9 protein-coding genes and 1 pseudogene are annotated in these 13,923 nt (G+C 67.6%); 2 read left to right on the plus strand and 8 right to left on the minus strand.

What is annotated here, in order from left to right; genetic code table 11:
- Nucleotides 1-97: 97 nt before the first annotated feature.
- Nucleotides 98-2,356 carry a rhamnogalacturonan lyase gene (locus OG394_RS32955; RefSeq protein ID WP_328991077.1) on the plus strand — a complete coding sequence of 753 codons (2,259 nt, stop codon included), beginning with the start codon at nt 98-100 and terminating at the stop codon, nt 2,354-2,356.
- A gap of 42 nt (nt 2,357-2,398) precedes the next feature.
- Here the strand turns inward: OG394_RS32955 and OG394_RS32960 are convergent, their stop codons facing one another.
- The 7 genes from OG394_RS32960 to OG394_RS32990 form a co-directional block, all read right to left on the minus strand.
- A complete protein-coding gene (locus OG394_RS32960; RefSeq protein WP_328991078.1) occupies nt 2,399-4,039 on the minus strand; it encodes a DNA repair helicase XPB in 1,641 nt (546 codons plus the stop codon).
- 106 nt (nt 4,040-4,145) lie between these two features.
- Nucleotides 4,146-6,425 carry a helicase C-terminal domain-containing protein gene (locus OG394_RS32965; protein ID WP_328991079.1) on the minus strand — a complete coding sequence of 760 codons (2,280 nt, stop codon included), beginning with the start codon at nt 6,423-6,425 and terminating at the stop codon, nt 4,146-4,148.
- Nucleotides 6,426-6,728: 303 nt separating this feature from the next.
- On the minus strand, nt 6,729-7,514 hold the full coding sequence (locus OG394_RS32970; protein WP_328991080.1) for a GNAT family N-acetyltransferase: 786 nt from the start codon (nt 7,512-7,514) through the stop codon (nt 6,729-6,731).
- Between the two features lie 65 nt (nt 7,515-7,579).
- Nucleotides 7,580-7,951, minus strand: a complete 372-nt coding sequence (locus OG394_RS32975) for a DUF427 domain-containing protein (protein WP_328991081.1) — start codon at nt 7,949-7,951, stop codon at nt 7,580-7,582.
- 56 nt (nt 7,952-8,007) lie between these two features.
- Nucleotides 8,008-9,174: an epoxide hydrolase family protein gene (locus OG394_RS32980; protein ID WP_328991082.1), complete on the minus strand. Its 1,167-nt coding sequence runs from the start codon at nt 9,172-9,174 to the stop codon at nt 8,008-8,010.
- A 9-nt stretch (nt 9,175-9,183) separates the two neighbouring features.
- Complete coding sequence (locus OG394_RS32985) at nt 9,184-9,984, minus strand: metallophosphoesterase (protein ID WP_328991083.1); 801 nt, start codon at nt 9,982-9,984, stop codon at nt 9,184-9,186.
- 121 nt (nt 9,985-10,105) lie between these two features.
- Nucleotides 10,106-10,732 carry an SIMPL domain-containing protein gene (locus OG394_RS32990; RefSeq protein WP_328991084.1) on the minus strand — a complete coding sequence of 209 codons (627 nt, stop codon included), beginning with the start codon at nt 10,730-10,732 and terminating at the stop codon, nt 10,106-10,108.
- Nucleotides 10,733-10,859: 127 nt separating this feature from the next.
- Here OG394_RS32990 and OG394_RS32995 point away from each other — a divergent pair.
- Nucleotides 10,860-11,803 (plus strand): annotated as a pseudogene (locus OG394_RS32995) (DUF6454 family protein).
- 609 nt (nt 11,804-12,412) lie between these two features.
- Here OG394_RS32995 and OG394_RS33000 read toward each other — a convergent pair.
- Nucleotides 12,413-13,879, minus strand: coding sequence for a restriction endonuclease (locus OG394_RS33000; RefSeq protein ID WP_328991085.1), 1,467 nt, complete (start codon nt 13,877-13,879; stop codon nt 12,413-12,415).
- Between the last annotated feature and the right edge of the window lie 44 nt (nt 13,880-13,923).

Raw genomic sequence — 13,923 nt, forward strand, 5'->3', positions numbered from 1 at the left:
GGGCCGATTGCGGACAGATCTCTCGACAGGGACGGCGGTCCGCCCTAGCGTCCGGATTGGAAAACGTTTACCGCCTGAGCCTCCGAAGGATCCGCCCATGACCTTCCGCCGAGCAGCGGCCCTTGTCCTCGCGGCCGCCCTCACCACTGGCGCAGCTGTCGCCGGTACCGCCTACGCCGATGGCCCGGCCCATGCCCGCCCGCAACTCGAGAAGCTCGATCGCGGCCTGGTCGCGACCACCACCAGCGAGGGCGTCTTCCTCAGCTGGCGACTCCTCGGCAAGGAGGCGACGGGCAGCACCGACAAGGGTCTGACCGGGACCGACTTCAACGTCTACCGGGACGGCAAGCGCGTCGCCACCGTCACCGACAGCACCAACTACCTCGACAAGTCCGGCAGCGAGACCTCGCGCTACCGCGTCGTCTCCGTCGTCAACGGCCGCGAGCGAGACCGCAGCGACTCCGTGCAGCCGTGGTCCAACGGCTATCGCGAACTCCCACTCCGCAAGCCCGCAGGCGGCGTCACCCCGGCCGGTGAGGCCTACACGTACTCCGCCAATGACATGAGCGTCGGTGACGTGGATGGCGACGGCCAGTACGAGTACGTCGTTCTCTGGAACCCGTCGAACGCCAAGGATGTCTCGCAGATCGGCTACACCGGCATCGTCTACGTCGACACCTACAAGGCCGACGGGACCCTGCTGCATCGGCTGGACCTCGGGCCGAACATCCGGGCCGGTGCGCACTACACCCAGTTTCTCGTGTACGACTTCGACGGCGACGGCCGCTCCGAGATGATGCTGAAGACCGCGCCCGGTACGAAGACGACGCGCTACGACAGGTCGGGGCAAGTCCAGTCCGAGCGCTACATCACGATGCCCGCAGCTGATCGCAAGGCGGGCTACACCAACCAGGACGACTACCGGGTCAGTAAGACCGACTACTACGAGCACCTGGTCACGATGTTCCAGCAGTGGCAGGACCAGGCCGAGGTCAAGAGCGGTCAGTGGCCGGCGACTCTCGAAGCAGCCTTCGGGATCGACCAGCGCTACCAGTACCCGCTCAGCCGCGCCGACGCGACAGCACTGGTCGACTACTTCATGGACGTCTACGCGCCTGCTCGCAGTACGCGCAACCTGCTCCGCAACTTCGAGGGCTTCATCCTCAGTGGGCCCGAGTACCTGAGCGTCTTCGACGGGCTGAGCGGCCGCGAGTTGCAGACCATTCGCTACGAGCCGGGACGTACGGACGACGGTCTCCGCTGGGGTGACTACGCCATGGCGCGTATCGAGCCCGGCAACCGCGTCGACCGCTTCCTGGCCGGTGTCGCCTACCTGGATGGCTCACGCCCGTCTGCGGTGTTCGCCCGCGGCTACTACACACGTACGACGATTGCGACGTACGGCTGGAACGGCTGGCGGATCACCAAGGGCTGGGCGATCGACAGTGGCTGGACCCCGATGACGAACCCGTTCAACGACGGCCCACACGGCCGGGACGGCACTGACCCGGAGTACGGGTCCATCACGACTCAGGGGTTCCACTCGATGAGTGCTGCGGACGTGGATGGCGATGGGAAGCAGGAGATCGTCTACGGCTCCGCCACGATCGACCACGACGGCAGCGTGCTCTACAGCTCCAAGGACGTCATGCCGCCTGGTAGTGCCACTCCCGGCGAGATCTCCCGACTCGGCCACGGAGACGCCATGCACGTGACGGATATCGACCCGCAACGCCCGGGCCAGGAGATCTTCACCGTGCACGAAGGCGCCACCTACGCGCCGTACGGCTATGCCCTGCGAGACGCGGCCACTGGCAAGGTGCTCTACGGCGAGTACTCCGGTCGCGACACAGGGCGTGGCATGGTCGGCGACATCGTCCCGGAGGAACCAGGCCTGGAGACGTGGGCCATGCGCTTGCGTACGGCGGATGGCGACGCCCTCGGCACTGCACAGCCCGGGACCAACCAGAGCATCCGCTGGGCCGCAGACATGACCACGCAGATCGTCGACGGCGCAGGGACCGTCACGCCGACCATCAAGGACTGGCGGCGCGGCACCCTGCTCACAGCGACAGGGACTCTCACCAACAACGGCACCAAGGGCAACCCGTCACTGGTGGCCGACATCCTCGGCGACTGGCGGGAAGAGCTACTGGTCCGCACAACCGACAGCAACGCGATCCGCATCTACCTGAGCACCGAGGTGACCGACCGCAAGCTCTACACCCTCATGCACGACCCCCAATACCGCGCCGAGGTAGCCCGCCAGAACACGGTCTACAACCAGCCCTCCTACACCAGCTTCTACCTGGGCTCCGACCTCAACTGGTCAACAGTGCCGCTACCGGCCAAGTAGCCGAAGTGCCGGTGGTCCCAGTCGTAGGGACCACCGGCACTGTCAGGCGAAGAGGTTTTCGGAGTCGATGATGGTGTAGGCGTAGCCCTGTTCGGCCAGGAAGCGCTGGCGGTGGGCGGCGAATTCGGCGTCCACGGTGTCGCGGGCGACGATCGAGTAGAAGCGCGCGGTTCGGCCGTCGCCCTTGGGGCGCAGGACGCGGCCGAGGCGCTGGGCCTCTTCCTGGCGGGAGCCGAAGGTGCCGGAGACCTGGATCGCCACCGAGGCCTCGGGCAGGTCGATGGAGAAGTTCGCCACCTTGCTCACGACCAGCCGGTTGATCTCACCCGTGCGGAACGCCTCGAACAAACGCTGCCGTTCCTTCACGGTCGTCTCGCCCTTGATCACGGGACAACCAAGCCGTTCGCCGAGCTCGTCCAGCTGGTCGATGTACTGACCGATGATCAGCATCGGCTCGCCATCATGGTGGTCGGCGATCCGCTTCACCAGGCGCGACTTGGCCGGCGTCGAGGCGGCCAGGCGATAACGGTCCTCGGGCTCGGCCGTCGCGTACACAAAGCGCTCGGTCTGCTCGAGGTCCACCCGAACCTCGATGCAATCCGCGGGCGCGATCCAGCCCTGGGCCTCGATGTCCTTCCACGGCGCGTCGTACCGCTTGGGCCCGATCAGCGAGAAAACGTCACCCTCGCGCCCGTCTTCCCGCACCAACGTCGCCGTCAGACCGATACGCCGACGCGTCTGGAGGTCCGCCGTCATCCGGAAGATCGGCGCCGGCAGCAGGTGCACCTCGTCGTACACGATCAGACCCCAGTCGCGCGCGTCGAAAAGCTCGAGGTGCGTGTAAACGCCCTTCCGACGCGTCGTCATCACCTGGTACGTCGCGATGGTGACGGGCCGGATCTCCTTGCGGGCGCCGGAGTACTCGCCGATCTCGTCCTCGGTCAAAGTGGTGCGCTTGAGCAGCTCGTCCTTCCACTGCCGGGCCGAAACCGTGTTCGTGACGAGGATCAGCGTGGTCGCGGAAGCGCGCGCCATCGAGGCGGCGCCGACGATCGTCTTACCCGCGCCGCAAGGCAGTACGACGACACCCGAGCCGCCGTGCCAGAAGGCGTCGGTGGCCTGCTCCTGGTACGGACGGAGATCCCAGCCATCGGTGACAAGCTCGATCTTGTGCGCTTCGCCGTCGACGTAACCGGCCAGGTCCTCCGCGGGCCAGCCGAGCTTCAGCAGGGTCTGCTTGAGATGACCGCGCTCGGACGGATGCACCAGCACCGTGTCCTCGTCGATCCGCGCACCCAGCAGGGGCTTGATCTTCGCGCTGCGCAGCACTTCCTCGAGCACGGGCCGGTCGGTGCTGACCAGGATGAGGCCGTGGTCCGGGTGCTTCTCGAGCCGGAGCCGCCCGTACCGGTCGAGGGTCTCGGCGATGTCGACCAGCAGCGAGTGCGGCACGGGATACCGGCTGAACCGCAGCAGTACGTCGATGACCTGCTCGGCGTCATGCCCGGCGGCGCGCGCGTTCCACAGGCCGAGCGGGGTGAGGCGGTACGTGTGCACGTGCTCCGGCGCACGCTCCAGCTCGGCGAACGGCGCGATCGCCTTGCGGCAGTCGGTCGCCTCGGGATGGGCGGTCTCCAGCAGCAGTGTCTTGTCGGACTGGACGATCAACGGTCCGTCGGTCACTGCGGGTCTCCTGTCAAACGACAACTCAAACGACAACTCGAACGACAACGTGGGGCAAACGAGCGTGTGCCCGACCTACCAGTCTGCCTGATGCCGCAAAACGCGGTCAGCTCTCCACCAACCGGGCGGCCGCGATCCGGTGCAGCGCGTACGTCCGCGGCTGGTCGGCGTCCACGTCGTACGCCGTGAGCCAGCCGTCCGCCACCCGGACCGGCTCCACGATCCGCTCGGACGCCTCGCCGTTGTGGTCGACGTACGAGATCCAGGTCCGGACGCCCGCCTCGGCCGCATTACCGAGCACGCCGATCGTTTCCGCGGGCGCGGCCAGCACGTCGGGGGCGCCGCCTTCGGGTCGATCGTCCGCGAGCCGATCGCCGACCCGGACGTTCTCCAGGACGGCCTTGACCTGGTCCTCGGTCAGCTCGATCGTGCTGTCGGCGAAGTCCCGACTGGTACGGCGCCGAACCGGCCGGCCTCGTCGCGGCGCCGGCGCGGTGATGTGCACGACACCGTCGAACGTCTCGGCCAACGGCGTGAAACCCGCATCGCGCAACCGCGTCAGCACCTGGTCGGGGGAGGCGGGCGAGACCAGCACGGTCGGCGCCAGCCGGCGGAACCGCACGCCCGGCATCGTCGTACCGAGTAGTCGCGTGATGACGTCCTCATCATCACAGCGCAGGTACGTCGAGGCCGCGCCGATCCGCAGCACGCCATGCCGCCGGGCCACGTCGTCGATGAGATAGCTGAGGGGTTGCGGAACCGGCGTACGCGAGTGCTCGGTCAACCACGCGTGCAGCTGCGCACTGGTCCGGCCGAGATCGAAGGCCCGGCGGATCGAACCCTCGCTGAACCGGAAAACCCCGCCACCACCATGCGATTCCGCGTCGGCCATCGCGGCCAGCTCGTCTTGCACCGAACGGACCAGCGGCCCGGGCGCGACAGCGGTGAGGTCGGCCTGGAGCAGCACGTGATCGACCGGCTCCGGCACCAGCGGCTGGATCGCCTCGGCCAGGTCGGCGCCTTCGTCCAGCAGCGCATGGGCGTGAGCGGCCAACGCGCCCAGGCCGGTCAGACCGAGCAGCGCGGCCTCGGCGATCGTCCAGCGCACGAGGTCGTCGCGGAACGGGCCGCCGCGACGCGGGCGGTGCCAGGCCACCCAGGTGACGAGGGCGTCCTCGCTCACGGCCGTGCCCGGTTCGGCCAGGGCCAGACCGCGCATCGTCAGCAGGCGGATCTCCGGCGCGAGCAACCGCTCCAGGTCAGGCGCCAGCGCGTTGACCAGGCGCTCGCGCGCGGCCGCGGTGGCGCCACCGGTATCGCGGCGGCCGACCAGACCGATCGCGCGCTGACCCGCGAACCAGGCGCCCACCAGGATCGACCAGCGATGCGCGGTATCGAGTTCGAGCCAGTCGTCGTACGTTGCCGTGGGCAACCACAATTCGGTGTTGCCGACGTCGGCCGGTGCGAGCAGATCAGCGGCGTACGCGATCTCGAGCACCAGCGCGACCGTCTGCTCGTCGAGACCGAGACGTCCGGCCAGCGAACGGGTCTCGCGTACGCCGAGGCCGCCGGTCCGCAACACGGGCGGCGGTTCGGTGCCGAGCTGTTCGAGCGCTTGGTCGACGTGGCGGACGAGGTCCAGCGCGGCGCCGGCGGCGGCGCGATCCGCGATCCCGGCCGACACCGGTCGCCCGGCGAGCGGCGGTGGCACGGGCTGGGTGGTGGCCAGCACGCGACCGCCGCGCAGGTGCAGCCCGATCTGGCGAGGCAGTACGACGGTGTTGGGGTCGCGCGGTACGACCAGCCCACGGGCCAGCAGGCGCTCGACCGGAGTCTTCGCGGACGCGATCGTGACCGGGCGATCGGCCTTCTCGACCGAACCCGTCGGCGGGCCCCAGGTCAGTTTGGCCAGCACCTCGCGAGCCTCGGGACCGGCGTCCTCGATCAGCTGGTCGAGATCGCCGAAATGCCGGGCAGTAACCGGACCGAGCCCGGCCGGCGTAGGCCCGAGCAGCTCGTGCACGGCCCGAATCGGCCGCAAATCGTCATCCGGCCCCCACACCAACGCGAGCCTGCGCAGCTCGGTCAGCCGCGGGTCCACGACCTCAGCCGGCTGGCCGACGCCTTCGCTGAGACTGACCAGATCGACCGGCTCTGGTAGTGCCGACAAGGCCTCCAGCAGGTCGACGCTGAACTCGTCCAGCCGGTTGATCGCTCGTGCCGCGGAAGCGTTGGTGGTGACGCGGGCCGCGAGCTGCCCGGTATCGGACGGCATCGGTGACGCGAGATCGGGCCGATGGCGCAGCAGGTAGCCGAGCTCGTCATCGCCCCAGCCGCGTAAGGCCTCGGCGAGAGTACGTGGGCGGGTCCGCTCGGAATTGCTCATCCCTCCCACGATACGGCCCCCAGCCGCCCCTCCTCCCCACAAGCCACCGAACCGGGTGCCGTACACGCACACCGATACGACGTCGGGTGGGCGGAGAGATGCGCTTTAAGCTGACAGATGGGCCTTAATGCCGTCAGATAGGCCCGGCCAACCGGGTGTCGATGGGCTTAACCGAGTGGCAGTCATCTGCCCGACACCCGTCACGAACAGCTCAACCCGCTTCCACCCCGGTGCTGCCGCCCGAGCCATAGCCTTCCCCACAACCACCAGAAGCCACGGCTGCCCACTCATGTTCAGCCCTCGCTATTCGGCGGCGCCGGCGTGGCCGATTCGGTGGAAGCCGAGGCGTTCGTAGACGGCGGCTACGGCGTCGCTTTGGGCTGAGAGGAGGACGGTTTGGATGCCGGAGTCGTACGCATTTTGGACCAGGCCGCTCGTCACCGCGGCGGCGAGGCCTTGGCGGCGCATGGACGGCAGGGTGGCGACGGCGACGATTTCGGTGCTGTCCTTGACCGGCTGGTGCGCGCCGCTCGCGACGATGCCGTCGGGGCCGAACGCCGCGACCGTGACGGTCACACCGGACTTGGCGCGGGACAACTGCGACTCCACCCGTTCCGCGGTAAGCGAGAGCGCCACCTCGTCCCGTTCGGCGATCCCGGCCGGGCCGATCGCGGTGGTCGGGTCCGAGAAGGCCAGTTCCGCGACAGCCCGAGACTGCGCGTACTCGGCCTCCACGAAGTCCAACGACCGTACGGTGAACGCGTCGGGCGGAAGCGCGACCGGCTTGAAGTCAGCCCGGTCGAGCACCAATAGCGGGTGCTCCGTGACCGTCAGACCCGCCTCGCGAGCGGCCGGCCCGAGCGAGGGGCAGACCTCCATGACCCACTCGATGGCCAGCGGTACGTCGTACTCGGCACAAGCCGAACGCAGCAGCTCGATATCGGCCGCGGTGACCTGCTGCCCGGCGCGGGGACGCGCGTAGTACGGCCAGCTGATGGTCGAGCGGAACAACGTGAACGGGCCGACCTCGATCTCGGTCGACCCGGACAGCGGTACGGCGTGCAGGTATTCGTTCACGTGCTCGAGCAAAGCGGCTCCAACGATCGGCGTTCCGACCGCAAAGCGAACCACCTCCGCCCGACCGGGGCAATGGGTTATTCGATCGTCAGCTCCGCCCGGTTGGCGTAGAAGGCAACGTGATCCTTGATTTCCGCCACGGCGTCGTACGGCGCCTCATAGGTCCAAACCGCGTTGACGCCCTGGTCGCCGATCGCGGGAATGCTGTAGTAGGACGCGTCGCCCTTGTACGGGCAGTACGTCGAATGATCGGTCCGTTTAAGCTTCGTGAAGTCGACGTCCTTGCGCGGGATGTACTGCACGCCTGGATAAGTCGACTCGCGCAACGTCAGCGCGCTTTTCGTATCGGCCAGCACCTTGTTGCCAATCCTGACGACCACCCGGTCGGCGTTCGGCTCGACCGTGATGGGGTGGTCCGGACCCGGTACCAGCACCTGCTTCTCCGACATACACTCTCCAGTCCTCGACTGAAAGTTCCAACCCACGCACGACCGACGGGTATTCCCTAACCGGCGAGTTGGCGAAAGAACTTCTGGATGTCGGTGACGAGCAGCGAAGGTTGTTCCATCGCGGCGAAGTGTCCGCCCCGGTCGTACTCGGTCCACTGCACGATGTTGTTCGTCCGGTCCGCGATATGCCGCAACGGGATGAAGTTGTCGTGGTGGAACGCGGCCAGCGCGGTCGGCGTGGTCGACGGCTCCAGCGGTTCACCCCAGTACGGCGCGTGGGCGCGTTCGTAGTAGATCCGGCCCGACGATCCGGCCGTACCGGTCAGCCAATAGAGCATCACGTTCGTGAGCAGGTGATCCCGGTCAACTGCGTCCGACGGGTCTGTCCATTCCTTGAACTTCTCCGCGATCCACGCCAGCTGGCCGACCGGCGAATCGGTGAGCGCGTAGGCCAAAGTCTGCGGGCGCGTTGACTGCAGGTCCGCATATCCCTGCTTCTCGCGCATCCACTCCTGCTGGCGCTGCCACGAGGCCAACGTGCGTTCGCGTTCTGCCGGACTGAGCGCGGCCAGTTCGTCGGCTGTCGGTAAGGCTGCCGCAGAGGCGCCGGGCAGCAGGTTCAGATGTACGCCGATGACGCGGTCTGGGTGGATGCGCCCGAGTTCGCGCGAGATGGCCGCGCCCCAGTCACCACCTTGGACGCCGTACCGCTGATAGCCCAACCGGCGCATCAGCTCGCCGAATGCCGCGGCGACCCGGCGATACTCCCAGCCGGGTTCGGTGGTCGGGCCGGACAGCGTGAAGCCCGGGATGCTCGGCAGCACCAGATGGAACGCGCCGGCCGGATCGTTGCCATGGGCCTGCGGATCGGTCAGCTGCGCCGCGACCCGGGTGAACTCCGCGAACGAACCCGGCCAGCCGTGCGTCATCACCAGCGGTGTCGCGTCCGACTCGGGGGACCGGATATGCGCAAAATGCACGTTCGCGCCATCGATGGTGGTGGTGAACTGCGGCCACTCGTTCAGCTCGGCCTCGGCGGCACGCCAGTCATACTCATGCCGCCAGTACGTCGCGAGCTCGCGCAAATAACCCAGCGGTACGCCGTACGCCCAACCAACGCCGGGCAGTTCGTCCGGCCAGCGCGTGCGGTCGAGTCGCTCGTGCAGATCGTCCAACTCAGCCTGCGAAACGGCGATCCGGAACGGGTGCAGGTCATCGGTCACCGGGCAAACCTAGAGCGGCTGGAGGCGGACGACGAGGCAGGGGCCGCCGTCGAAGGTGCCGCCGTCGATCGCGAGGACGCGGCCGTCGGCGTACAGCAGGGGACCGGTGAGCTCGGCCGGTTCGATGCCGAGTTGGTCGGCGACGATGCTGTGCCCGTGCACGAGTCGCCGGCCACCGAGGCGCCGCATCAGGTCGTCGGCCACGACCGCGCCATCGGATCCGCGGAAGGCGTACCGAGCGGTCATCCGGCGCCACATCTCCCACCAGGCGACCAGGTCGTCGCTGTGCAGCTCGGCGCGCGCCGTCGCGTTGATCTCCTCGACCGAGTCACCCCAGTCGAGATACTCGTCGTTGTCCGAGTGCATCAGCAGGTAGTCGCCGTCGAGCGCCAGCAACGGCAGATCCGCCAGCCAGGCGGCATGGTCGTCGGTGAGCAGCTCCTGGTCGCGATCCCGCCCGCCGTTGAGGGTCCAGCTCACCTCGAAACTGCGGCGCCGGATCCCGTCGTGCGGGACCTCGGTGCTGCCGAAACGCTTCATCCCGAGGGCCAGGATCTCGTGGTTACCGAGCAACGCCCGCACCTCGCCTTCGGTCGACTCGGCCTGCTGCACGAGTCGCCGTACGACTTCCAGGACGCCGATGCCGTCGGGGCCGCGGTCGAAGAAGTCGCCGAGGAACCACAACCGCGCCGGCCGACCGAGCCAGTTGCCGGCCTCGTCGGTCAGGCCGGCCCGAAACAGCGAGCCGATCAGCTTTTCCGGATGGCCGTGGATATCGCTCACCACGAAGACGGCCGCCACTGGTTTCACGCTGCGCTCACCCCCGCAGCGTGAGCACGATGTTGAGCACCGAGACGGCCGTCGCAACCAGGCATGCCGCGAGGGTAGTCGGCCGCTGGTTGGTCAGGTCGCCCATGACACGCCTGTCTGTCTACTGCCAGGACCACCGGACTGTTACGGACGCCTCGACCGTCTGCTGCCCGGGCGACACCGCGATCTCCGGAGAACCCGCGGCCCTGCCCTTCAGTGGGACGGCGAAGTCCATCGGCTCGTAACCACCGTGATTCCGGCTCTCGATCACCGAGTCGATCACGCCCAGCTCCCGCCCGGCCAGATCGGCCAGATGCCGGGCGCGATCCCGCGCATCCGCGAACGCCGAATGCCGCGCCTGCTCCACCAACGCGGTCTTGTCGTCGATGTCGAACGAAAGCTGGTCGAGACCGAGGTCGTTCCCGACTGCGGCGACCACTGCCTTCAGCAGCCGGCCGAACCCGGTCAGGTCAGCGGTCGACACCGACAGGGTGTGCGAAGCGCGATAGCCCGTCACGCGCATCCCGTCGCCGTACTCGGGAAAGACGTTGACCGAGCTGGTCCGGATGTCGGCAGCGGCGACACCCTGACCGATCAACGCGGCCTTCGCGGCTTCCGTCTTGCCAGCGACGGCATCCACGGCATCGGACACATCGCTGGCACTCCGGCCGATACTCAGTTGCAGGCGAAGGAGATCGGCGGGCGCCTGCGCCTGGCCGGTCCCGGTAACAGTGATCCCAGAATCCATTCGCCCAGTCTGTCAGGTGGCACCGACTAAACCCCGCGATGTTCCCTGGAACTTCGGACCCGCGACACCCGGGTGACCCCGAGCAATGTGACGGTCGAACGACAACCGATCTGAGGGGCAGTTTTCTATGCGCAGGAAAGCTTTGATCGCGTCGTTGCTCACCGGCGCCGTACTCACCACCTTGACGGTGACCGGCGCCGACGCCCGGGGGCGGGAGGCCGATGTCGCCCGCGCCTTCACCAACGCCGGTCTCTCCACGCCGTGGCAGCGGGTTGCCAAGATTCCGCTGAAGTTCCCGACCCATCACCCGCAGGGCTTCGCGCTGGTCGGTGATCCCATCTTCATGTCCACCGTTGAGGTGACCGAGGCGCCGGTGAAGTACCCGGTGCCGGTCGACGGCTATGACCGGTCGCCGGGTAAGGGGCAGGGGCACGTGCTGGTCCTGGACCGGGCCGGCAACAGCTCGCGGACATCAAGGTCGGCGAGGCCACGATGTACCACCCGGGTGGAATCGACTTCGACGGCCGATCGGTGTGGGTGTCGGTCGCGGAGTACCGCCCGAACTCGCAGACCGTCGTCTACAAGATCGACCCGGTTACGCACGCCGTATCCGAGCAGTTCCGGGTGAAGGACCACATCGGCGGCATCGTGAAGGATCGTCGGACTGGCCACTTGCACGGCGTCAGCTGGGGTTCGCGCAAGTTCTACGACTGGACGGGCAAGGGCAAGCAGGTCTCCGTGAAGCCCAATCCGAGTCTGATGGTCGACTACCAGGACTGCGACTACGTGGCCAAGAGCAAGCAACTCTGCAGCGGGCTCATCGGCCTGCCGGGCCCGACCGGTACGCCGTACGAGTTCGGCGGAATCGCTTTGCTCGACCTCGCGGACGACAACCGGATCCTGAAGGAACAGCCCTTCCCGATGTACGGCTCGACCGGTCACATCGCGACCCGCAACCCGTTGGCGTTCGAGGTCGACGGCGCCAAGATGCGCATCCTCGCGGCCCCGGACGACGCCGACGCCCCGGCCGGAACCGAACTCCTCATCTACGAAGCCCCCCTTCCCACCTAACCCAAGCCCCACGCCAGTCGCCCCACCGCCACCCCTATTCCGAGGGTCGACCCTCGGAATAGGGGGTGGACTCGCCAAATTTGGAGTGTCGGCGCCCCATTCCGCGTGTCGACCCCCGGAATAGGGACGACGACGCCGGCCGCCTGCCGATGTGGAGGGGGTTAACTCCCGCGGTTGTGGGTTAACCCCCGCGATCTGAGGGGTAACCCGTGATCTTGGGGGTTAACGTCTGAGGTGCTGGGTTCCGGGCCGACTATTTCGCACCGGAACCCAGCACTTCAGGGGATAGCGCACGATTTCGTGGACGTCAGACGCCCAGCACCCGGGAAACTCGACGCAACCGGTCAGACCCCACCCGTCCCCCGAATAGCCCGCGGTACTTGGTGTACCCGGGCCGGGTCAAGGGCGCGTCAGCGTCACCGCCAGGTGATGAAACCCTTGACGCGGACCGGGTACACCAGACAATTCGGAAGACTCGGGGGGACGGGTGCCCACCAGATATCCGCCCGCACCAAGCGACCAACGCCCGCCCGCCAAGCGACCAACGCCCGCCCGCACCAAGCGACCAACGACCGCGCCCCACTACCCGCCTGACCGTTCGCCGCGGGATCAGGCGGAAGCGCGGGGGACGATTCGGGCCGGGATGTCGTGTTGGTGGCACAACGCGAGCAACCCGGTGCCGTCGATCAACTGCAGCGGTTTGCCGTTAGCGAACTGGTAGCTCGACGGCCCGAACCCGCTCGTCGTGATCAAGATCCCCTTGGTGGCCCCCGCATCGGCGACCGTCCCGAACAGATCCCGCACAGCAGACGGCGGCACGGTCCGCGTATAGAGCTTCGCCTGCACAACGAACTTCCCACCAGTGATCGGCCGTGGATCGTAAGCCACACAGTCGATTCCGCCGTCATGCCGAGACCGGAACAACTGCGTCTCCAGCCCCATCCGCGTCAGCAAGTTGTGCACCAACTGCTCGAACTCCTCCGCCGTGAGCTCAAGCAAGTTCGGCCTGCGATCGATCTCACTGATCACGTCCACCGGATCGATCACCCGTGGATCGGCCAGGTCGAACTCCAACACGGGCTCAACCGGCTGCAACTCCTCAGGATGACGTGAAACCTCCGCCGCGAAGTAGTGCCGTACACAAGCGACCGGATCGAGCTGGTCGAGCACCAGCGCCGTGAACTGGGCACGAGTAGCCCGCAACGTAATCAGGCAAGGCCGCACATCGCGCCCAGTCGCGAGATCGACCGAGTGGACCATTCCGTTGAAGACGACTGTGTCCACCATGCCGTACCGGTCGCTGCCGAAAGTCAGATGCAGCGCCCGCAAAGCCAACTGAGCCACCAGGCCCTGGTACAGCCGCCGGATCTCAGCCTCAGCCCGCGGGACCGCCACAACCGCGTCCCGATCTTCGTCATACCTAAAGGCCGCATCGACCGGTACGACGGACAGATCCGGCAGATCCCACTCCAACGCCAGCAACGTCGACTCCGGCACGTAGCCGACCTTGCGCCGCTTGGGAAACCCGCAAGGTTCGGGAATGCGGTCGAGCACCTTCTGGAAGTACCGGCTGACCGCGCGCCGATCCCCGGACTGGACCGACCGCTGGTACGCGTCGACCCGCTCATGCTGCTCGGCGGCCTCATCGTCGAGCCGTCGCTGTTCCTCGGCCTCCACGCGCCGGGCCCGCGTGACGCGTTTGCGGCGCTCCTCCTCGCTCTCACGATGGGCCTCGATCGCGGCGGCGAACCGCTCCTCGGCCGCCCGAAGCCGCCGGGCAAATCGCTTTCGACCGCCGGGCCAGTACCAGGGGCCGGGCGGAGCGGGGACGAAATCGCCCCAGACCGGTGCGGGCTGGGGCAGGGCATCGATGCCGGTGACGGCCGGTGGGGCTCGTCGCGGCGCGCGTTTCAGCGCCTGCAGGTCGACTCCGCTCACATCGATCGCGAGCGCATCGGCGAGGACTGCCTGCAGGTCACGAACCCGTTCCCGCACCGCGGCGGTCCGTTCCGCCGCCTCTGCCGTACGGGCGGGCGGACTGTCGCCGCGGGCAGGTCGCTCCGAGGACCAAACCATGCCTCACACCTCTCACGCTCCAGCGTAGGCGAGTCGACACACTG

The organism is Kribbella sp. NBC_01245, from assembly GCF_036226525.1.
Taxonomy (GTDB): Bacteria; Actinomycetota; Actinomycetes; order Propionibacteriales; family Kribbellaceae; genus Kribbella.